18 protein-coding genes are annotated in these 19,860 nt (G+C 74.5%); 12 read left to right on the plus strand and 6 right to left on the minus strand.

Annotation, left to right across the window (positions count from 1 at the left end; genetic code table 11):
* The first annotated feature begins 212 nt into the window (after window positions 1-212).
* From ACFY4B_RS04630 to ACFY4B_RS04650, 5 genes are all read left to right on the plus strand, one after another.
* Window positions 213-923 (plus strand): urease subunit gamma, encoded by a 711-nt coding sequence (locus ACFY4B_RS04630; RefSeq protein ID WP_049658208.1) that lies wholly within the window; start codon window positions 213-215, stop codon window positions 921-923.
* Window positions 920-2,641 carry an urease subunit alpha gene (locus ACFY4B_RS04635; protein ID WP_387966453.1) on the plus strand — a complete coding sequence of 574 codons (1,722 nt, stop codon included), beginning with the start codon at window positions 920-922 and terminating at the stop codon, window positions 2,639-2,641. Before ACFY4B_RS04630 ends, ACFY4B_RS04635 begins: the two co-directional genes overlap by 4 nt.
* A 17-nt stretch (window positions 2,642-2,658) precedes the next feature.
* Window positions 2,659-3,705, plus strand: coding sequence for an agmatine/peptidylarginine deiminase (locus ACFY4B_RS04640; protein WP_074001019.1), 1,047 nt, complete (start codon window positions 2,659-2,661; stop codon window positions 3,703-3,705).
* A gap of 116 nt (window positions 3,706-3,821) precedes the next feature.
* Window positions 3,822-4,421 (plus strand): TetR/AcrR family transcriptional regulator, encoded by a 600-nt coding sequence (locus ACFY4B_RS04645; RefSeq protein WP_387819459.1) that lies wholly within the window; start codon window positions 3,822-3,824, stop codon window positions 4,419-4,421.
* A 177-nt stretch (window positions 4,422-4,598) separates the two neighbouring features.
* Window positions 4,599-6,089: an alpha/beta hydrolase gene (locus ACFY4B_RS04650; RefSeq protein ID WP_387966454.1), complete on the plus strand. Its 1,491-nt coding sequence runs from the start codon at window positions 4,599-4,601 to the stop codon at window positions 6,087-6,089.
* Window positions 6,090-6,141: 52 nt separating this feature from the next.
* On the opposite strand, the gene ACFY4B_RS04655 is transcribed toward ACFY4B_RS04650, so the two are convergent.
* A complete protein-coding gene (locus ACFY4B_RS04655) occupies window positions 6,142-7,788 on the minus strand; it encodes a hypothetical protein (RefSeq protein ID WP_387966455.1) in 1,647 nt (548 codons plus the stop codon).
* A 389-nt stretch (window positions 7,789-8,177) separates the two neighbouring features.
* Here ACFY4B_RS04655 and ACFY4B_RS04660 point away from each other — a divergent pair, with 389 nt between their 5' ends.
* From ACFY4B_RS04660 to pth, 4 genes are all read left to right on the plus strand, one after another.
* Window positions 8,178-8,645 (plus strand): hypothetical protein, encoded by a 468-nt coding sequence (locus tag ACFY4B_RS04660; RefSeq protein ID WP_074001015.1) that lies wholly within the window; start codon window positions 8,178-8,180, stop codon window positions 8,643-8,645.
* A gap of 101 nt (window positions 8,646-8,746) precedes the next feature.
* A complete protein-coding gene (locus ACFY4B_RS04665) occupies window positions 8,747-9,412 on the plus strand; it encodes a DUF3105 domain-containing protein (protein ID WP_074001014.1) in 666 nt (221 codons plus the stop codon).
* Between the two features lie 26 nt (window positions 9,413-9,438).
* Window positions 9,439-10,113, plus strand: coding sequence for a DUF305 domain-containing protein (locus ACFY4B_RS04670; protein ID WP_049656114.1), 675 nt, complete (start codon window positions 9,439-9,441; stop codon window positions 10,111-10,113).
* A gap of 179 nt (window positions 10,114-10,292) precedes the next feature.
* Window positions 10,293-10,883, plus strand: a complete 591-nt coding sequence (gene pth / locus ACFY4B_RS04675) for an aminoacyl-tRNA hydrolase (RefSeq protein WP_375873911.1) — start codon at window positions 10,293-10,295, stop codon at window positions 10,881-10,883.
* Here the strand turns inward: pth and ACFY4B_RS04680 are convergent.
* A complete protein-coding gene (locus ACFY4B_RS04680) occupies window positions 10,880-12,376 on the minus strand; it encodes an MFS transporter (RefSeq protein ID WP_387966456.1) in 1,497 nt (498 codons plus the stop codon). The genes pth and ACFY4B_RS04680 overlap by 4 nt on opposite strands.
* A gap of 191 nt (window positions 12,377-12,567) precedes the next feature.
* Here ACFY4B_RS04680 and ACFY4B_RS04685 point away from each other — a divergent pair, with 191 nt between their 5' ends.
* The gene (locus ACFY4B_RS04685; RefSeq protein ID WP_387966457.1) at window positions 12,568-13,086 is read left to right on the plus strand and encodes a MarR family winged helix-turn-helix transcriptional regulator; all 519 of its coding nucleotides are present in this window, start codon (window positions 12,568-12,570) and stop codon (window positions 13,084-13,086) included.
* Window positions 13,087-13,190: 104 nt separating this feature from the next.
* On the plus strand, window positions 13,191-13,700 hold the full coding sequence (locus ACFY4B_RS04690; RefSeq protein WP_117487347.1) for a GNAT family N-acetyltransferase: 510 nt from the start codon (window positions 13,191-13,193) through the stop codon (window positions 13,698-13,700).
* A 43-nt stretch (window positions 13,701-13,743) separates the two neighbouring features.
* Here ACFY4B_RS04690 and ACFY4B_RS04695 read toward each other — a convergent pair whose 3' ends face one another.
* Both ACFY4B_RS04695 and ACFY4B_RS04700 read right to left on the minus strand, forming a co-directional pair.
* Window positions 13,744-14,253, minus strand: a complete 510-nt coding sequence (locus ACFY4B_RS04695) for a methylated-DNA--[protein]-cysteine S-methyltransferase (protein ID WP_387966458.1) — start codon at window positions 14,251-14,253, stop codon at window positions 13,744-13,746.
* Window positions 14,250-15,917, minus strand: coding sequence for a DNA-3-methyladenine glycosylase 2 family protein (locus ACFY4B_RS04700; protein WP_387966459.1), 1,668 nt, complete (start codon window positions 15,915-15,917; stop codon window positions 14,250-14,252). The genes ACFY4B_RS04695 and ACFY4B_RS04700 overlap by 4 nt, the downstream gene beginning before the upstream one ends.
* Before the next feature lie 456 nt (window positions 15,918-16,373).
* Between ACFY4B_RS04700 and ACFY4B_RS04705 the strand changes: the two genes are divergently transcribed.
* The gene (locus ACFY4B_RS04705; protein ID WP_117487350.1) at window positions 16,374-16,832 is read left to right on the plus strand and encodes an ASCH domain-containing protein; all 459 of its coding nucleotides are present in this window, start codon (window positions 16,374-16,376) and stop codon (window positions 16,830-16,832) included.
* A gap of 59 nt (window positions 16,833-16,891) precedes the next feature.
* Here the strand turns inward: ACFY4B_RS04705 and rsgA are convergent, their stop codons facing one another.
* The gene (gene rsgA / locus ACFY4B_RS04710; RefSeq protein ID WP_387966460.1) at window positions 16,892-18,028 is read right to left on the minus strand and encodes a ribosome small subunit-dependent GTPase A; all 1,137 of its coding nucleotides are present in this window, start codon (window positions 18,026-18,028) and stop codon (window positions 16,892-16,894) included.
* A 413-nt stretch (window positions 18,029-18,441) separates the two neighbouring features.
* Entirely contained in the window at window positions 18,442-19,560 is a 1,119-nt protein-coding gene (locus ACFY4B_RS04715; RefSeq protein WP_387966461.1) for a cytochrome c oxidase assembly protein, read from the minus strand.
* Window positions 19,561-19,860 lie beyond the last annotated feature (300 nt).

Consider the following 19,860-nt stretch of genomic DNA (forward strand, 5'->3'; position numbering starts at 1 on the left):
CCCGGACCTCTTCGCCCCCGCCCCCCGCTCCCGCCCGCTCACCCCCGCCCCCCGCCCGGCGGGCCGAACGCCCGCGGAGCGGCAACGCTGGACAGGGCGGCCCGCTGCGGGTTCAATGGCCCCGAGGTGTTTGAACGCCGTTCTAACATCGATCCCGACAGCCCCCGAGGACCCGAGCCGACCCCCTTCCCGGCGACCGCGAGCGAGGAACCGTGCGACTGACCCCCACCGAGCGGGACCGGCTGCTGATCTTCACGGCAGCCGAACTGGCCCGCGCCCGCCGCGCCCGGGGCGTGCGCCTCAACATCCCCGAGGCCACCGCCCTGATCGCGGACACCGTCTGCGAGGCCGCCCGCGACGGCCGCCGCCTCGCCGAGGCCATCGAGGCCGGCCGCTCCGTGCTCACCGCCGACGAGGTGCTGCCCGGCGTGCCGGACGTGGTCACCGTCGTCCAGGTCGAGGCGGTCTTCGAGGACGGCACCCGCCTCGCCGTCGTCACCGACCCGTTCAAGGGCGCCGGCTCGCTCGGCGACGACGCCCCCGGCGGCGCGCTGATCGGCGACGGCGCCGGCTACGACCCGGTCGAGGAGACGCTGCTGCTCCCCGTGCACAACACCTCCGGGGTGCCGATCTCGGTCACCTCGCACTTCCACTTCTTCGAGGCCAACCCCCGGCTGGCCTTCGACCGGGCCGCCGCCTACGGCACCCACCTGGCCGTGCCGGCCGGCTCCTCGGTGCGCTTCGACCCGGGCGCCACCGTCGAGGTCGGCCTGGTGCCGATCGGCGGAGAGCGGGTCGCGATCGGCTTCGCGGGGCTCGTGGACGGGCCGCTGGACGCGCCCGGCGCGAAGGAGGCCGCCCTGGCGAAGGCCCGCGCGACCGGCTACCTGACCGGCTTCGACGACGCGGAGGTGCCCTCGTGAGCGCGATCACCCCGCACGACTACATCGCCGTGCACGGCCCGCGCGCCGGGGACCGGGTCCGGCTCGGCGACAGCGGACTGATCGTCCGGGTCGAGTCCGACTCCCAGGCGCCCGGCGACGAGTTCCTGGCCGGCTTCGGCAAGACCGCCCGGGACGGCCTGCACCTCAAGCCCGCCGCCGTCCGCGACACCTGCGACGTGGTGATCAGCAACGTGCTGGTGATCGACGCGGTCCAGGGCGTCCGCAAGACCTCGATCGGCCTGATCGGCGGCCGGATCGCCTCGATCGGGCGGGCCGGCAACCCCGACACCCTCGACGGCGTCGACGTGGTCGTCGGCACCGGCACCACGATCGTCTCCGGCGAGGGCCTGATCGCCACCGCCGGCGCCGTCGACACCCACGTCCACCTGCTCTCGCCGCGGATCATGGAGGCCTCGCTGGCCTCCGGCGTCACCACCATCATCGGCCAGGAGTTCGGCCCGGTCTGGGGCGTCGGCGTCAACTCCCCCTGGGCGCTGCGGCACGCCTTCAACTCCTTCGACGCCTGGCCCGTCAACATCGGCTTCCTGGGCCGCGGTTCGTCCTCCGACGAGGCCCCGCTGATCGAGGCGCTGGCCGAGGGCGGCGCGTCCGGCTTCAAGGTGCACGAGGACATGGGCGCGCACACCCGCGCCCTGGACACCGCGCTGCGGGTCGCCGAGGAGTACGACGTCCAGGTCGCCCTGCATACCGACGGGTTGAACGAGTGCCTCTCGGTCGAGGACACCCTCAAGGTGCTCGAAGGCCGGACCATCCACGCCTTCCATATCGAGGGCTGCGGCGGCGGACACGTCCCCAACGTGCTGAAGATGGCGGGCGTGCCGAACGTCATCGGCTCCTCCACCAACCCGACGCTGCCGTTCGGGCGGGACGCGCTCGGCGAGCACTACGACATGATCGTCTCCGCCCACGACCTCAAGCCCGACCTGCCCGGCGACGCCGCGATGGCCCGCGACCGCATCCGGGCCGGCACCATGGGCGCCGAGGACGTGCTGCACGACCTCGGAGTCATCGGCATCACCTCCTCCGACGCCCAGGGCATGGGCCGGGCCGGCGAGACCGTGCGCCGCACCTTCGCCATGGCCGGGAAGATGAAGGCCGAACGCGGCCCGCTCGACGGCGCCGGCTCGTACGGGACGACGGAGAGCGGCGACGACAACGAGCGCGTGCTGCGCTACATCGCCAAGCTCACCATCAACCCGGCCATCGCCCACGGCCTCTCCCACGAGGTCGGCTCCATCGAGATCGGCAAGCTCGCCGACATCGTGCTGTGGCGCCCCGACCACTTCGGCGCCAAGCCCCAGCTGGTCCTCAAGGCCGGCTTCCCCGCCTACGGCGTGGTCGGCGACCCCAACGCCTCCACCGACCGCTGCGAACCGCTCGTCCTGGGGCCGCAGTTCGGCGCCCACGGCGCGACCGCCGCCGACATCTCGGTGGCCTTCGTCGCCCAGGCCGCCGCCGACGGCGCCTACCTCGACCAGGCCGCCGACGGGCTGCCCACCCGCCGCCGCCGGGTCGGCGTACGGAACACCCGCGGCATCGGACCGCGCGACATGGTGCGCAACGCCCGCATCGGCCACGTCGAGGTCACCGAGACCGGCCTGGTCTCCCTGGACGGCTCGCCGCTGCGCTCCGAGCCCGCCGACAGCGTCTCCCTCAGCCGCCTCTACTTCCTCTGACCGCTTAGGACTTCACGATGACCACCGCCACGCCCGCCTCCCTCGGCTACCGGATGCCCGCCGAGTGGCACCCGCACGACCGCACCTGGATGGCCTTCCCCACCACCAACCCCACCTTCGACGGCCCCGAGCAGCTGCACGCCGCCCGCCAGGCCTGGGCCGCCGTCGCCGACACCATCGTCCGGTACGAGCCGGTGACGCTGATCGTCAACACCGGCGAGACCGAGCAGGCGCGCACGTACGTCTCCGAGAAGGTCGAGATCGTCGAGCGCCCGCTGAACGACGCGTGGATGCGCGACATCGGCCCCTCCTTCCTGATCGACGGCAAGGGCTCGCTGGCCGCCACCGACTGGATCTTCAACGGCTGGGGCGCCCAGTCCTGGGCCCGCTGGGACAAGGACCAGCACATCGCCGAGCACATCAGCGAACTGACGGACGTCCAGCGCTTCGCCTCCCGGCTGATCAACGAGGGCGGCGGCATCCACGTCGACGGCGAGGGCACGGTCCTCGTCACCGAGACCGTCCAGCTCGGCGAGGGCCGCAACGCGACCTGGACCAAGGAGGAGGTCGAGGCCGAGCTGCACGCCTTCCTCGGCACCACCAAGGCGATCTGGCTGCCGCGCGGACTCACCCGCGACTACGACGAGTTCGGCACCCGCGGGCACATCGACATCGTCGCCTCCTTCGTACGCCCCGGCGTCGTGGTCGCCCACGTCCAGCCCGACCCCTCGCACCCGGACCACGAGGTCTGCCGCGAACTGGTCGCCGTGCTGCGCGCCTCCACCGACGCCCAGGGCCGGCCGCTGGAGGTCCTCGAACTGCCCGCCCCCACCGTCCTGCTGGACGAGGACGGCGAGCCGGTCGACTACTCCTACATCAACCACTACGTGGCCAACGGCGCCGTCGTCCTGTGCGCCTTCGACGACCCGCGCGACCAGGAGGCCGCCGCGATCCTCGCCGAGGCCTACCCGGGCCGCACCGTCGAACTCGTCGACGCCCGCGAGATCTTCGCCAACGGCGGCGGCATCCACTGCATCACCCAGCAGCAGCCGAAGGCGCTCTGACGCCCCGCCCGGGCGGGGGCCGTACGCCCCCGCCCGGGCCGCCTTCCCGCGTTCCGCGCCGCTTCCCGAGCCCCGCGCCGCCTTCCCGCGTTCCGGCCCACCGAGGAGAACCCCACATGGCCGACCCCCGCCCGCGCCGGCCGGCCCGCCCCCGCGAGGAGGTCTTCGCCACCGCCCGGGCCGCGATCGCCGAACACGGGCTCGCCAAGCTCACCATGGCCGGGCTCGGCAAACAGCTCCAGATGAGCGCCGGACACCTGCTCTACTACTTCGGCAGCAAGGACCAGCTGCTGCTGGAGACCCTCCGCTGGAGCGAGGACCAGCTCGGCGCCCGCCGCCGCGAGGCCCTCGCCGACCACACCCTCGACCCCTGGCAGCGCCTCGACGCCTACCTGCGCCTCTACCTGCCGGAGGGCGCGGGCGACCCGCGCTGGATCCTCTGGGTCGAGGTGTGGGGCCGCTCCCCCGCGAGCGCCGAGATCCGCCAGGGCCAGCAGGACATCGAGGCCCCCTGGCAGGCCGACCTGGTCGCCCTCATCGAGGAGGGCACCGCCACCGGCCGCTTCACCCCCGGCCCCGCCGCCGACCGCGCGGCCCAGATCCGCGCCCTGCTCGACGGCCTCGCCGTCCCCGTCGCCATCGGCCTCCCCGACGCCCACCGCGACACCGCCCTCACCCAGGCCACCGCCGTCACCGGCATCCTCCTGCGCACCTGAGCGGCCCCGCGGCCTGACCGGCTCCGGTTCCGGCCCCGGCCCGGCCCCGGCCCCGGATCCGGCTTCGGCTTCGGCTTCGGCTCAACCACCGGGTGGAGAACGGCGGGTGGAGAACCGGCCGCCGACCTCCACCCCCGCTCCGAAGCCGGGGCCGCCGAGCCGACCTACCGTCAGAGCATGACCGCGATCCTGCGCCGCACGGCCGCGACCGGTGGCCTGCTGCTCTCCCTCCTGCTCCTGCCCGCGGCCGTCGCCCCGCCGACGGCCGACGCCGACGCCGCGCCCACCGCCCTCCGTTGGGGGCCCTGCCCGGCCCCGACCCCCAACGCCAACGGCACGCCCTTCCCCCGCGACCCGCGCCAGCGGTGCACCACGCTGCGCGTCCCCCGCGACTACCGCCACCCCGGCGCCGGGACCCTCACGCTCACCGTCTCCCGGATCCGCACCGCCGACCCGGCCCACCGCCGCAGCGACCTCGTGGTGGTCCCCGGCGGACCGGGCGGCTCCGGCCTCGACTACCCCGGGGAGGCCACCGCCTTCCTGCCGCCCGACGTCCTGCGCTCCTACGACCTGATCGGCTTCGACGAGCGCGGCGTCGGCAACAGCACCCCCGTGCACTGCGACCTGCCCGCCGAGGAGCGCGCCGCCGAACTCAACTACCCCTTCCCCGCCCCCGACGGCTCGATCACCGCCAACCTCGACCTGGCCCGGCGGATCGCCGACGCCTGCGCCGCCGCGAGCGGCCCGTACCTCGCCGACATCACCACCGCCGACTCCGCCCGGGACCTCGACCGGATCCGGGCCGCCCTCGGCGTCCACCGGATCTCCTACCTGGGCTCCTCCTACGCCACCTACCTCGGCCAGGTCTACGCGAGCCTCTTCCCCACCCGCGCCGAGCACCTGGTGCTGGACAGCACGGTCGCCCCCGGCGGGGAGCAGCAGGCGATCGGCCTGTTCAGCGAGGGCACCGAGGAGGCCTTCCCGGCCCTCGCCCGGTACCTCGCCGCCCGCGACGACACCCTCCACCTGGGCGCCACCCCCGAAGCCGTACGGGCCGCCTACCTGCGGCTCGCCGAGGAGCTCGACCGCGCGCCGTTCGGCCTGCCCGACGGCCGGACCCTCACCGGCAACACCCTTCGGGCCGTCGTCTACGCCTCGCTCACCAAACCTCGCTACTACCCGCTGGCCGCCACGGTGCTGCGGATGGCCGCCACCCGCACCGCACCGCCGCCGGGAGGCTCCCCCGGCAGCGGCCTCCCGTCGGTCATCCCGGACAACTTCGTCGCCGCCCAGTCCGCGGTGATCTGCGGCGACTCCGCCTGGCCCCGCGACCCCGCCGTCTACGCCGCCCGCACCGCGGCCGACCGGCAGCGCTACCCGCTCACCGCCGGCATGTCCGGCAACGTCTGGCCCTGCGCGTTCTGGCACTACCGCCCCGAGGAACCGCCGGTGCGCCCGAACCCGGACGGGCCGCGGAACATCCTGATGCTCCAGAACCGCTACGACGCCTCGACGCCGTACTCCGGGGCCCGTCAGGTCCGGTCGGCCTTCGGCCACCGGGCGGCGATGGTCACGGTGGACGCCACCGGGCACGGCGTCGACTTCACCGACCCCCGGATCCGCGACCCGCTCACCGCCTTCCTCCTCGACGGCCGGCTGCCGGCCTGACCGGCCCGGGACCGCACCCCGCCGCTCCGCATCCCGCCGCCGCCCTCCCCGGTCACTCGGTCCAGACGGCGGCGGCGGTGCGGTCGTCGGCGTAGCCCTTGGCGCGGACCTGGACCTGGCGGAGGAAGTCGACGGTGCCCGGGGGGTGGGGGTGGGTCCAGTGGGTGGAGAGGAAGTGGGCGACGGCCGGCTCGTCGGCGATGGGGCGGGCGAGACCGGGGGTGCAGAGCAGGAGGATGTCGCCCGGCGTCACGGGGACGAGCCGGAAGCGGAACGGGCGCGGACCGGGCACCGGGGCCTCGGGGACCGGCGGCTGGCCGTCCGGGTGGTGCAGCAGGCGGGCCGCGTAGGCGTCGATCCAGTGGCCGGAGCGCAGCAGGTAGAGCCCGCCCGGGCCGACGCCGAAGGCCGCCCGGTAGCCGGCCTCCGGGTCCAGCGACACCAGCAGGCAGTGCAGCAGCGCCGGGGACGGCGCGTCCTCCTCCTCCCGGGGCACCAGGGCGCGCAGCGGGGCGGCGGCACCGGTGGCAAGGCGCTGGAGGCCGTAGCGGAGCCGGTCGCGGGCGCCGGCGCGCAGGTCGGCTGCCAGCCCGGCCCGGCTGCGTCCGATCGCGGCCGCGAGCTGGTGGCACGCCTCCCCGGTGGCCGCCGCGACCGCCTCGGCGGTGAGCGCCTCCTCCTCGGGGCCGCCCGTACGGTCGAAGCCGCCGAGGACGGCGAGCAGCAGGCCGTCGGGGCCCTCGCCGAACCGGGTGACCAGCAGGGCGTCGCGGCGCGGCTCGCCCCGGTAGCGCGCGGAGTCGCCCCGGACGGAGGCGGCGCGCAGCACGGACGGCCCGTACTGGGCGCCGTCCAGCACGGTGTCCGGTACGAGCGCGCGCAGTGCGCCCGGGTCCGCCTCGGGTACGGCCGTCGGCTCGGGTCCGTAGGTCGGCGGGCGCTCGCCGACGTGCGGGACGGCGGCGCCGCCGTCGGCGAGCGGTGCGCGGATGGCCAGGCGGGGGTCGGGGACGGGCGCGGGGGCTTCCGGCTGCTCCGCCGTCTCCGGCTCGGCCGGCGCCTCGGCGACGACGGGCTCCGGCTCGGGCTCCGGCTCGGGCTCCGGCTCGGGCTCAGGCTCCGGCTCGGGCTCCGGTTCGGGGGCGGGCGGCGGGGTGGGCTTCTCCAGCGAGACCGGGTCCGGGACCGGTACGGCCTCCGGCTCAGGTACCGGCTCGGGCTCAGGTACCGGCTCCGGCTGTACCTCCGGCTCCGGCGCGGGCTTCGGCGCGTCCTCGGCGAAGGCAGGGGCCGGGACGTGGTGGGTCTCGGAGGAGGTCCGCTGTAGCCCGATCCCCTCCGCCCCGCCGATCACGCCGACCGCGGTGTCGAACCAGTCGTCGATGCTGTCCCGGTTGTCCGCGCCCTCCGAACCGTCAGGCTCCGCGGGAGCCCCGACCTCGACCTCCGGCACAGCCGCCGCAGCCGCCACCTCCGGCTCAGGTACCGGCTCCGGCTCCGGCTCCGGCCGCACCTCCGGCTCCGCCGACCGCTGCTGCCCGATGAGCCCGACCGCCGTGTCGAACCAGTCGTCCACGCTGCCGTCCCCCGGGTCGGCGTGCGGGGTGTCCGGGAGGGTGCCCGCCGGACCGTCGTAGACGGCGTCCCACCAGCCGTCGTCCGGCCGGTGCGGCTGTGCCGGTGCACCCTGCTTGCTCATCTGGCGGCTCCTGGTCGTTCCGTGGTCGCGCCGCCCCCGGGCGGGCCGGGCTGACGACATTGTTCTCCACCCGCGAGGACCCTGTCCGGGTTTCGGCGACAACCGGTCACCCACCGGAAAGTCCCGGCCACCGCGCTCACCTGCCGGTTCGCGAGCCCGGTCCCGGGCGCGTCATCCGTTCGTCCGCTTCCGTTCCGTCCGTGCTTGCCGGATGTGTCCGGAGCAGGGTGTTTCCTGGTCATCCGGGCGTACGGGCCGCCGAAAATGGGGGCCGGTGGGGGGCATCGCATCACTCGTTCGGCTGATTAAATGTGCGCATGACCGCGTCGGCCCCCAGTTCGCCCCGACCGGGGAGGGCCGCATCCGCGGGCCGCCCGGCAGGTGGGCTGTTGGTCCTGCTGCTCGTCGCGCTGCTGACGCTGCTGCCGTGCGCGGGCCAGGCGAAGGCGGTGGACGGCTCCGGCCATCCGACGGCGGCCGCGGCCCCGGCCGGCTCCGTCACGGTGGTCAGCGTGGTCAGCGTCCAGGTCGCCACCGGGCACGCCTCCTACACCGGCCGTGCCGCGAAGGTCGCCAAGTCCGCGAACCCCTCGGACCACCACCGGACGGCCGAGGAGCAGGGGCACTGGATCCTCTGCACCGCCGACGGCCAGCCGCCGCGCAACAACGGCTGCTCCAGCCACCCGTACTGCCCGCAGGACGCCCAGCTGCCGAACCCGCCGCCGCAGCCGCAGCCCGCCGTGTCACCGCTGACCCCGACCGCGCCCGACGCGCAGCCCCGGGTGGTGCCCGCCGGCCTGCTGGACGGCGCGCACCCGGTTCCCGACCTGCACGAACTCCAGGTCCACCGGTCCTGAGCGGAACCCACCGCCGGCGCAGCCGCCGACGGATCCGTCCCTCCTCTCACTCCACCTGACCGCCGCCACCGACCGGTGCGGCGGGGACAAGGACGACCACCATGGGTTCCTCCTCCAAGCAGTCCAACAAGCCCGGCGGCAAGCAGGACGGCCTCGACCGCCGTGCCCGGATCGCCGAGCTGCGCGCCGCCGAGCAGCGCCGCGACCGCCGCAACAAGATCGTCGCCTCGGTGGTGGCCGGTGTGCTGGTGGTCGGTGCGATCGCCACCGGCACCTGGATCGTCATGGACCAGAACCAGAAGAAGAAGGACAAGCAGGCCGCCGCCAACGCGGACATCCCGGGCGTGAAGACCTTCGGCGAGCTGAGCCGCACCCACGTCAAGGACAAGGTCACCTACCCGATGACCCCGCCGGTCGGCGGCGACCACAACGCCATCTGGGCGGACTGCATGGCCCACGTCTACGACCAGCCGCTCGAGAACGAGCGCGCCGTCCACTCGCTGGAGCACGGCGCGGTCTGGGTGACGTACAACAGCAAGGCCACCCCGGACGACATCAAGACCCTCTCCGACAAGGTCAAGAAGACCCCGTACTCGATGATGAGCCCGTACCCGGACGAGCAGGGCACCATCACCCTGAACGCCTGGAGCACCCAGCTGACCGTGGACAGCGCCAGCGACCCGCGGGTGGAGGAGTTCTTCACCAAGTACGTCCAGGGCAAGCAGACCCAGGAGCCGGGCGCCTCCTGCACCATGGGGCAGATGTGACCGCCGACGCGGACCGCCCGGACGACCTGGACGGTACGGAGGAGGGCGCGGCCCCGCGCCGCCGTCGCCTGTGGTGGCCGGCCGCGCTGGCCGCCGCCGTGGCGCTGGCGCTCGGGGTGCCGGCCCTGGTGGCGAGCGGGACCTCGGCGTCCGGCTCGTCCACGCTGTCCGTCCCGGCCGACGACTCCCCCGAGGCCGGGTTCGCCCGCGACATGGCGACCCACCACCAGCAGGCGGTGGACCTGTCGTTCGTCGTCCGGGACCGCACCGCCGACGAGCCGACCCGCACCCTGGCCTTCGACATCATCAACACCCAGGCCAACCAGCGCGGGATGATGATGGGCTGGCTGGACCAGTGGGGGCTGTCCCAGCACTCGACCGCCACGCCGATGGCGTGGATGAAGATGGGCCACGACTACCAGGCCCACGACGGTTCGCTGATGCCCGGCATGGCCACCAACACCCAGATCGCGAAGCTGCGCACGCTCAACGGGCGGGACGCCGAGGTGTTCTACCTCCAGCTGATGATCGAGCACCACAAGGGCGGCGTCGAGATGGCCCAGGGCTATGTCGACAAGGCCCGGAACGACACCGAGAAGCGGCTGGCGCAGTCGATGGTGGTCGCCCAGACCTCCGAGCTCCAGCTGATGACCGACATGCTCAAGGAGCGCGGCGCCGAACCCGGCGTGCCCGCCTCCTGAGCGGTCGCCCCGCTCGGCCTGTCCGGTCTCTTCCACCTGTTCCACCTGTTCCGCGCGTTCCGCGCGTTCCCCGGACGGCCGGGGCGCCGGCGGGGACGGTCCCGTACCGTCCCGGCCGCGCCCCGGCCGTCCGCCGTTCTTCCCCGCCCCCTTCAGAACCCCCTTCGGAGCACCCCCGCATGACCCCCGACGCCCCCTGGCTGATCGCCGGACTCGGCAACCCCGGCCCCTGGTTCCGGCTCACCCGCCACAACGCGGGCTTCCTCGCCGTGGACCGGCTCGCCGAACGGCACGGCGCCCGCTTCCGCCGGAGCGGGCTCGCCGGCCTGACCGCCGAGATCGGCATCGACGGCCACCGGGTGCTGCTGGCCAAGCCGCTGTGGTGGTCCATCAACCTGTCCGGACGCCCGGTGGCCGCGCTGCTGCGCCGCCACGGCGTCCCGGTCGAACGGCTGGTGGTCGTGCAGGACGACCTGGACTTCCCCTTCGGCTCCGCCCGGCTCAAGCGCGGCGGCGGCCCCGGCGGCCACAACGGCGTGCGCTCGGTGGGCGAGGTGCTCGGCACCCGGGACTTCGTCCGGCTGCGCTTCGGCATCGGCCGCCCCCCGAAGGGCCGGAGCGTCGGGGACTTCGTGCTGAAGAAGTTCTCGGAGGAGGAACTGGCCGCCATGCCGGGTGAGTTGGACCGCTGCGCGGACGCCCTGGAGACCCTGGTCCGGCGCGGCCTCAACCGCGCCCAGGACACCCTGAACGCCCGTACGGACGCCTAGGGTCCGGTCCTTCGGGTGCGGACGGGCCGGGTGAGCAGCGCGGCGGCGGCCGCGACGGCGGCGAGGGCGAGCAGCACCGTCCGCCCACCGGACGCGGCGCCCGCCAGGTGGACACCGAGGACGGACAGCGCCATGCCGAGCGCCGTACCGAGGCTGCGGGCCATGTTGACCATGCCGCCGCCGACCGCCGAGCACTGGGCCGGGATCGCCCGCATCACCAGGGCGTTGTTGGCGGGCAGCAGCAGGCCCAGCCCGTAACCGGCGACCAGCAGCGGGAGCGCCACCGCGTCCGAGGCCGGCAGCACGGCGAACAGCAGCAGTCCGACGGCCGTGAGCAGCGCGCCGAAGCGGCACCTGGTCACGTCCGACCAGCCCCGGGGCAGCCACCCGCCACCGACCGTCGCGGCGAAGGCGAACGCGGCGGGCAGCAGGGTGACCACCAGGCCCGCGTGGGCCGTCGACACGCCCGCGCCGGTGAGCAGCACCGGGCCCAGCACCAGCGGGCAGAACAGCAGCAGGTAGCCGATCAGCGCCACCACCAGGCCGGAGCGCACGCCCGGGGTGTTGACCAGCCCGGGCGCCAGGATCGGCCGGGCGGCCCGCCGCTCCTGGCGCACCAGGGCCAGGGCCAGGACGGCGGAGGCGAGCAGCAGGGCGGCCACCGCCCAGCCGGGCAGGGGCAGTCCGGAGGCGGTGGACAGGGCGAGCAGCAGCGTGGTGGTCGCCCCGGTGAGCAGCAGCAGGCCGGGGAGGTCGAAGCGGGCGGCCTCGCGGGGGGCGGTCCGGTGGGCGGCTGTCCGGTGGGTGCCGGTCCGGCCCTCGCGGGGGCCCGGTACGGCGGCCGGGGCATCGGTCGGGGCGCCGGTCGTCCGGGTGCGGGGCAGCAGGTACCAGCCGGCCAGGATGCCGAACACCGCGATCGGCACGTTGACCCAGAAAACCCAGCGCCACGAGGCGTGTTCGACCAGCATCCCGCCGAGGATGGGCCCGAGCGCCAGGCCGAGGCCCTGGGCGGAGGCCTGGATGCCGAGCGCGCGCCGCATCGCGTGCCCGGGGACGCCGCGCGCGACCAGGGCGACGCTGTTGGCCTGCATCATCGCGGCGCCGACCGCCTGGACGGCGCGGAGGCCGACCAGGACCCAGAGGCCGCCGGCGAATCCGGCGCCCAGCGAGGAGAGGCCGAAGACCGCGAAGCCGCCGATGTACATCGTCTTGCGGCCGACCAGGTCGGAGAGCCAGCCGATCGGGGCCAGCAGGGCGACCAGGACCAGCAGGTAGGCCAGGGCGACCCACTCGACGGCGGCGAAGCCCGCGCCGAAGTGGCGGCCGAGGGCGGGGAAGACCAGGGCGATGACGCTGGCGTCGAGCTGGCCGAGGAAGGCTCCGAGACAGACCGTGCCGACGGCGAGCCAGTGGGCGTGGCGCCAGCCGGCTATGCCACGCGGCCGGGGCCGCTCGGTGAGCAGCCTCGCGGCAAGGGCAGTGGCATTCATGACACGAATATATCGGATACAGATATGTTCTTTCTACGAGCAGCTCGCTCTGCGACAGGAGCCGTCCCACGGTACGGACGGTGCCGGAGGGACCCCCGCCGCGAGGCCCGCAACAGAGCCGCAACACAGTGCGGCCCCGAGGCCCGAACCGGCCGCCGAACCGCCCCGTACCAGGCGATACGCTGTCCGCCATGCCGTCGTCACCACACGTTCCCGACCCCGCCACCGGAAGTCCCGACCCGGCGGTCGAGCACGCCCGGCGGCTGACCGACACCGTCACCCGGCTGCGCCGCGCGCTGCGCAGCAGCATCCGCACCGACTACCCGTGGGAGTCCCTGCCGATGGCGCAGGTCGAACTCCTCCAGACCCTGGCCGCCGCACCGCTGCGGGTCGGCGAACTGGCCGCGCGACAGCGGCTCGCGCCCAACACCGTCAGCGGACTGGTCGGCAAGCTGCTCGACGCCGGCTTCGTCGACCGCCAGGCCGACCCCGGCGACCGCCGCACCGCCCGGATCGCCCTCACCCCGGCCGGGCGCCGACAGCTGGACGACTGGCAGCACGCCCACGAACGCCGGATCGCCGCCGCGCTCGGCACCCTCGACCCGGCCGACCGCACGGCGGTCGTCGACGCGCTGCCCGCGCTGGAACAGCTCGCCCGCGCCCTCGCCCAACCGGGCACCGGGCCCGAGCAGGGGCCCGCCGCCAGCTAGGAAGCCACCGACGGGAAACCGGCCTGCGGGAAACCGCCCTGCGGGAAGCCGGCCGGCCGGAAATCACTGGTCGCCGGGGCCCGTCCGGCGCTACCGTCCCCGGCATGACCACCGCGGACGTACGCATCGAGCCCTGGACGGACGACGACCTCGCACTGCTGCGCCGGGTCAACACACCGGAGATGAAGAAGCACGTCGGCGGGCCCGAGAGCGAGGAGCGGCTGCTCGTACGGCACCGGCGCTACCTGGACTTCGTCCCGTCCGGACTCGGCTGCATGTACCGGATCGTGCTGCTGCCCGAGGGCGAGGCGGTCGGGACGGTCGGCTACGGCACCCGGACGTGGGAGGGCCGGACCGTCCACGAGATGGGGTGGAACGTGCTGCCCGGCTTCCAGGGCCGGGGCATCGCGGTTGCCGCCACCCGCGCGGCGGTCGCGGCCGCCCGCCGCGAGGCCGCGCACCCCCACCTCCACGCCTTCCCCTCGGTGGACAACCCCGCCTCCAACGCGGTCTGCGCGAAGGCGGGGTTCACACTGCTCGGCGAGACGGACTTCGAGTTCCCGCCCGGGCGGTTCATGCGGAGCAACAACTGGCGGGTGGACCTTCGGAGTTGAGCCCTCGGGGTCTACTGGGGCAGGGGCCTTGGGGCGCCGGCGGTCAGAACAGGGTGCCGCCCTCCAGGTCCAGCAGCCAGCGCTTGCGGTCCACGCCGGCGGCGAAGCCGGTGAGCGCGCCACCGGCGCCGAGCACCCGGTGGCAGGGCCGGACGATCAGCAGCGGGTTGGCGCCCACCGCGCCGCCGACCGCGCGGACCATGCGCGGCTCCTGCCCGGCCAGCTCGGCGAGTTCGCCGTAGGTGACGGTGGTGCCGTACGGGATCTCGTCCAGCGCGGCCCAGATCCTGCGGCGGAACTCGGTGCCCTCGGGCGCGAGCGGGAGGTCGAAGCCGGTGCGCTTGCCGGCGAAGTAGTCGGTCAGCTGGGCGACGGGCTCGGCGAGCGCCGCGGGGTCGCGCACCCAGTCGTCGGCGGGCTCGGCCAGCGCGTACTTCTGGCCGGGCACGGTGACGGTGGCCAGCGCGGCCGGTCCGCCGCCCTCCGGCAGCACCCCGCTGAGCAGCAGCCGGCCGAAGGGGCTCTCCATGGTGGTGTAGACGGTGGTGCTCATGCTCGTCCGATCTCCGTTCCGGTGCTGGTGCTACTGGTGTCGCTGGTACTGATGCTGGTGCTCATGTCGGTGTCGGTCCCGGTGCCTGCGGGGCCGGTGTCTGCGGTCCCGGTGCCTGCGGGGCCGGTGATCGCGGGGCCGGCCCACAGCCGGTGGACGGCGTAGGAGCGCCACGGGGCCCAGGACTCGGCGGCGCGGGCGGCGGACTTCGGGTCCCCGGCGGCGCCGAGGCGGAGCAGGCCGTGCTTGACGCCCACGTCGCTCGGGAGGAAGACGTCGGGGTCGGCCAGGGCCCGCATCCGCAGGTAGCCGACCGTCCACGGGCCGATGCCGGGCAGGTCCAGCAGGCCGGCCGCGGCCTCCTCCCGGTCGACCCCGCTGTCGAGCCGGACCGTGCCCTCGGCCAGCGCGCCGCACAGGCCGATGAGCGCGCGACGGCGGGCGGCGGGCATCGCGAAGTCCTCCGGATCGGCGGCGGCCAGGGCCGCCGCGGTCGGGAAGAGCAGGCGCAGACCGCCGCTGGGCTCGGGCAGCGCGGTGCCGTACTTCTCCGCGAGCCGTCCCGCCAGGGTACGGGCGGCGACGACGGTGATCTGCTGGCCGAGGACGGCGCGGACGGCGAGCTCGTGCGGGTCCACGTGACCGGGCGAGCGCAGCCCGGGGCGCTCGCGGACCAGCGGGCCGAGCAGCGGGTCGGCGCCGAGCTGCTCGTCGACCGCGAGCGGGTCGGCGTCCAGGTCGAAGAGGATGCGCAGGCGCTGGACGGCGGTCGGCAGGTCGCGCAGGTCGGCGAGGAGCAGGCGGCAGTCCAGCCAGCCCCGGGTGGGCGGCTCGCCCGGCGCCAGGCCCTCGACCTCGGCGATGCCGTGGCCATACGGGAGCGCGAGGGTGCGGCGGTACACGCGCACGCCGGGGCGCGCGCCGGGGACGACCTCCTCCACGCCGGGGACGGCGCGCAGGGCAAGGAAGTCGATCAGGTGCTCGCTGTCCAGCGCACCGCGGTAGGCCAGGCGCAGGGTGAGACCGCCGGCCGGAGTCGCGATGCGGCGACCGGCGGCGACCTCGGCGCGCAGGCCGCTGGGGGTGCGGTCGTAGACCTCCCGCACGGTGTCGTTGAACTGGCGGACGGAGGCGAAGCCGGCCGCGAACGCGATGTCGGTGACGGGCAGTTCGGTGGTCTGGAGGAGCAGGCGGGCGGTCTGCGCGCGACGGGCGCGGGCCAGCGCGATCGGGCCGGCGCCCAGCTCGGCGGTCAGCTGGCGCTGCAGTTGGCGGGAGCTGTAGCCGAGGCGGTCGGCCAGGCCGGCGACGCCCTCGCGGTCCACCACGCCGTCGCCGATCAGGCGCATCGCCCGGCCGACCAGGTCGGCGCGCTGGTTCCACTCGGGCGAGCCCGGCACGGAGTCGGGCCGGCAGCGGCGGCAGGCGCGGAAGCCCGCCCCCTGGGCGGCCGCGGCGCTGGGGTAGAAGACGCAGTTGACCCGCTTGGGGGTCACGGCGGGGCAGCTCGGACGGCAGTAGATGCCGGTGGAGGTGACCGCCGTGAAGAAGACCCCGTCGAAGCGGGAGTCGCGGCTGTCCACGGCTCGGTACCGGATGTCGTCGTCGATCACGTTGTCCAGTTTGCGGCACTGGGCGGGGGGTGACTGGCGGGAATCGGACATCACCGTTGATCGTCGCCGATCCCTGCTTCGGGGGGCCCTCCCCCTCCCCCCGCCCCCACCCTCCCCACCACCCGCCCGCCCACCCACCACCTCACCCCATGGCCCATCGGCCCAGCAGCCCATGGCGCCTTGGCCCGGAAGCCTGCCGACCCGCCCATTCGCCCGCCCGCGCCCGAGACCACCCGCACGGCACGGCACCCCTGCACGCCCTGGGCCTGGGCCTGGGCACCTGGGCACCGAGCCCAGGCACCGGGCACCGAGCCCAGGCACCGGGCACCGAGCCCAGGCACCGGGCACCAGGCACCAGGCACCAGGCACCAGGCACCGAGCTTCAGCGGCCGGGCACCGGGCAGCAGGAGCCTGGGCTCCCGGCCCCGGGCTCCAGCGGCCGGGCACCGAGAGCCCCGGGCCCGAAATTCGCGGGCCCGCCAGCCGTCCCGCCGTTACCCTCGCGGCATGAGCGAGCAGCACTCCTACACCGGTCCGGACGACCCGCGCGTCGTCGCCCTGCCTCCGGCCGAGTTCGCGTTCCCCGGCCCGCTGCGGGACCAGCTGGTCGCGGCGATCCTCGACGGCGCCAAGACCAGCACCACCGGCCTGGTCGCCGACTACGACCACGAGGGCGAGCCCCTGCCGCTGCCCGGTGAGCTCTCCGCGGTCCTCGACTCGGACGGCCGCAGGGTCGCCGTGATCGAGACCACGGACGTCCGGGTGGTCCCGCTCGCGGAGGTCGACCTCCAGCACGCCCTGGACGAGGGCGAGGGGTGCACCAGCGTGGCCGAGTGGCGTGCGGTGCACGAGCGGTTCTGGCGCAGTCCGGAGATGCTCGACGCCCTCGACGACCCGGGTTTCACCGTGGACGACAGCACTCCGGTGGTCCTGCAGAGCTTCCGCCTGGCGGCCGACCTCCGCTGAACCGGGTGGGCCCGGCGGAGGCCGGCGGCCGCGGCGCGACGGCCGGCCGGTGTCGGGGTTCAGCGCTTCACCGGACCTCCCGCGGCTCGCATCGACTTGTTGATCGTCTTCCACTTCTTCAGCCGCGCCTTGGCCACCCGGGCGTCCGACCGCGAGGCGATCCACTCGTTCTCGCGCTGGAGCTTGAGGTAGCTGTCCATCCGGCGCTGCGGCAGGGTGCCGTCGGCCAGCGCCGCCCGCACCGCGCAGCCGGGCTCGGTGTGGTGGCCGCAGTCGTGGAAGCGGCAGTCCTCGGCCAGCTCGGCTATGTCGGCGAAGGCCAGGTCCACGCCCTCGCCACCGTAGAGGCCGACTTCGCGCAGCCCGGGGGTGTCGATCAGCACGCCCCCGCCGGGCAGCGGGATCAGCTCGCGGGTGGTCGTGGTGTGGCGGCCCTTCTGGTCGACCTCGCGGGCCTCCTGGACAGTCATCACCGAGGAGCCGGCCAGGGCGTTGGTGAGCGTGGACTTGCCGACACCGGACTGGCCGATCACCGCGGTGGTGCCGGGGGTACAGGCACGGAGCACGTCCATGCCCTCGCCGGTCTCGGCGCTCACCACGACCACCGTGACCCCGGGGGCGACCGCCTCGACGTCGGCCCGGATGAAGTCGGCGTCGTCGACGAGGTCGGCCTTGGTGAGGACGACCAGCGGATCGGCGCCGGACTCCCAGGCCAGGGCGAGGAAGCGCTCGATCCGGCCGAGGTCGGGATCGGTCGCGAGGGAGGAGGCGATCAGCACGGTGTCGACGTTGGCGGCCAGCACCTGGCCGTCGGAGCGCTTGCCGGCCACCTTGCGGATGATCGCGGTGGAGCGCGGCAGCAGCGCGGCGACGGAGGCCATCGGCTGGGCGTACAGGTCGACGGCCGCCCAGTCGCCCGTGCACGGGCAGTTGATCATGTCGGCGTCGCCCACCGGCCGGGTGTCGAACCGGACGGTGCGTGGCTCGCCCGTCTCCGGGTCGGCGATGACGGCATCGCACTGGCCGCGGTCGACCCGGACGATCCGCGCCGGGAGCAGCCCGGCCTCGCCGAACGGGGTGAACAGCTCCGCGAGCTCGGCCGTCCAGCCGTAGCCGGTCAGCCCGGAGACGTCAGCGGAGGTCGAGGAAGAGGAGGAAGAAGAGGAGAACGACGGAACGGAGGCAGCGTTGAACAACGCAGTGGCCCTTCGGGAGGAGATGTCCCGGCGGGCTACGGCTGGCGCGAAGGGCTCAGCCGGCGGCCGGGAAAAGGAGGTGAACGCGAGTGCTGCCCTGGGCAGCTATCGGGGCGACAACGACCACGGGGTTCACCTCCTGCTCTCTACTCCTCGGGCGGCCCAATGGCCCCCGAACCGGATGTGTCACACGCTAGCGGAGCGGGGGATCCCGGCCAACCTATTTTTGACCTGCGGAAATGCGGGCAAGAGGCCGTCGGGAAGGCCTCGAAGGGCCATAATTGGCCCGCCGCGAACAGCCGCTCGGCCACCCCGCCAGACCCGGCCACCCGGCTGCCCGGCCACCCCGCCAAACTCGGCCACCCCTGCCAGACCCGGCCACCCCGCCACCAGACACCCGCCCCCGCCGCGCTCTACCCCCCGTACCGGTGCTTGAGGTTCGGGTCGTCCAGCCACCACGGCCGCATCCCGGTCTCCTCTTCCTCCGGCTGCCCCGTCTCCCGCGCCCGCTCGGCCGCCGCCGCGAAGCGGGCGTCCAGCTCGGCGTCCACCGCCTCGGTCTCCTCCCGCCCCTGCACCACCATCCGCCGCACCAGGGCGGCCAGGAACGGCAGCCCGACCAGGTCCCCCAGCACCCAGAACGCGTTGCCGCCCCAGGTCTGGTCCTGCGCCGGGCTCGGCCCCCACGGCCGCCCGAGCGCCAGGTAGTAGTGCTCGGCGACCAGGTGCCCGCCGTAGATCAGCACGATCCCGAGCCCCGCGTCGAAGATCACCTCGGCGAAGGTGATGAACAGCCCGACCAGGTGCGGGTACTCGTGCCCGACCGGGTCGAGCTGCAGGCGCGGCCAGAAGTACGCGAGGCCGAGCAGCACCAGCGCCAGGTGCAGCACCACGTTCCCGAGCCCGCTGGACACCGACCACTCGTACCAGGGCGTGAAGTAGAGCAGCCACGGCGGCGCCATCAGCAGCGCGGTGGAGACCGCCGGGAACATCAGCACCTTGGACGGCCGGCTGCGCAGCGCCCGCAGGACGCGCTCCCGCCGGGCCGCCGGCGCCGCCTCGACCAGCAGCGAGACCGGCGCGCCGAGCGCCAGCAGCAGCGGGACGACCATCAGCAGCAGCACGACCTGCACGGCCCGGTCGGTGAAGAGGATCCGGTCGTACACGCCGAGGCCGGAGCAGGTGCACCAGATCCACAGCAGCAGCCCGCCGAGGAACGCGGCGGTACGGGTGGGCTGCCAGCGCCCGCCGGCGGACCCGGCCCCGACCCCGGAACCAGCCCCACTCCCGCTCCCGGCCCCGCCGGCCCGGTTGACGCGGCGCACCGCCGCCAGGTACCAGGCGCCGAGCAGCACCGACAGCGCGAGCACCAGCGGCTCGGCCGTCCAGGAGGTCGCCAGGTCGGACCACTGCCACGGCGGCGGGCCACTGTAGGCGAGCACCGAGGCGGGACCGCCCACCGGACCGCCCACCAGGCCGCCCACCGGAGCACCCATCGCGCCGTCCAGCACCGCGCCCATCCGCCCGCTCACCTCGCTCGTCCCGGTGGTCCCCGCCTGTCGCGAATCCCATCGGTCGGGAACCCATCGGCCGGGAACCCGCCGATCGGGAACCCCGACACCGGAGCACCCCGGCGCCCGGCCATGATGTCCCTCGGCCGCGCCCCCGCCGCACCCGGGGCCCGCCTCTATACCCGGGCCTGAACAAAGCTTTACCAAGCCCCAACAAAGCTTTGCCCAGGCAAAGTTCTGCCCTCCGTCCCCTCTTTTCCGCAACCGCGGGCGAAGACACAAACGTCTGGCAGGATGCCCCGTCGGCGAGACCCGCCACGT

This window comes from Kitasatospora sp. NPDC001261, assembly GCF_042896795.1.
Classification (GTDB): domain Bacteria; phylum Actinomycetota; class Actinomycetes; order Streptomycetales; family Streptomycetaceae; genus Kitasatospora.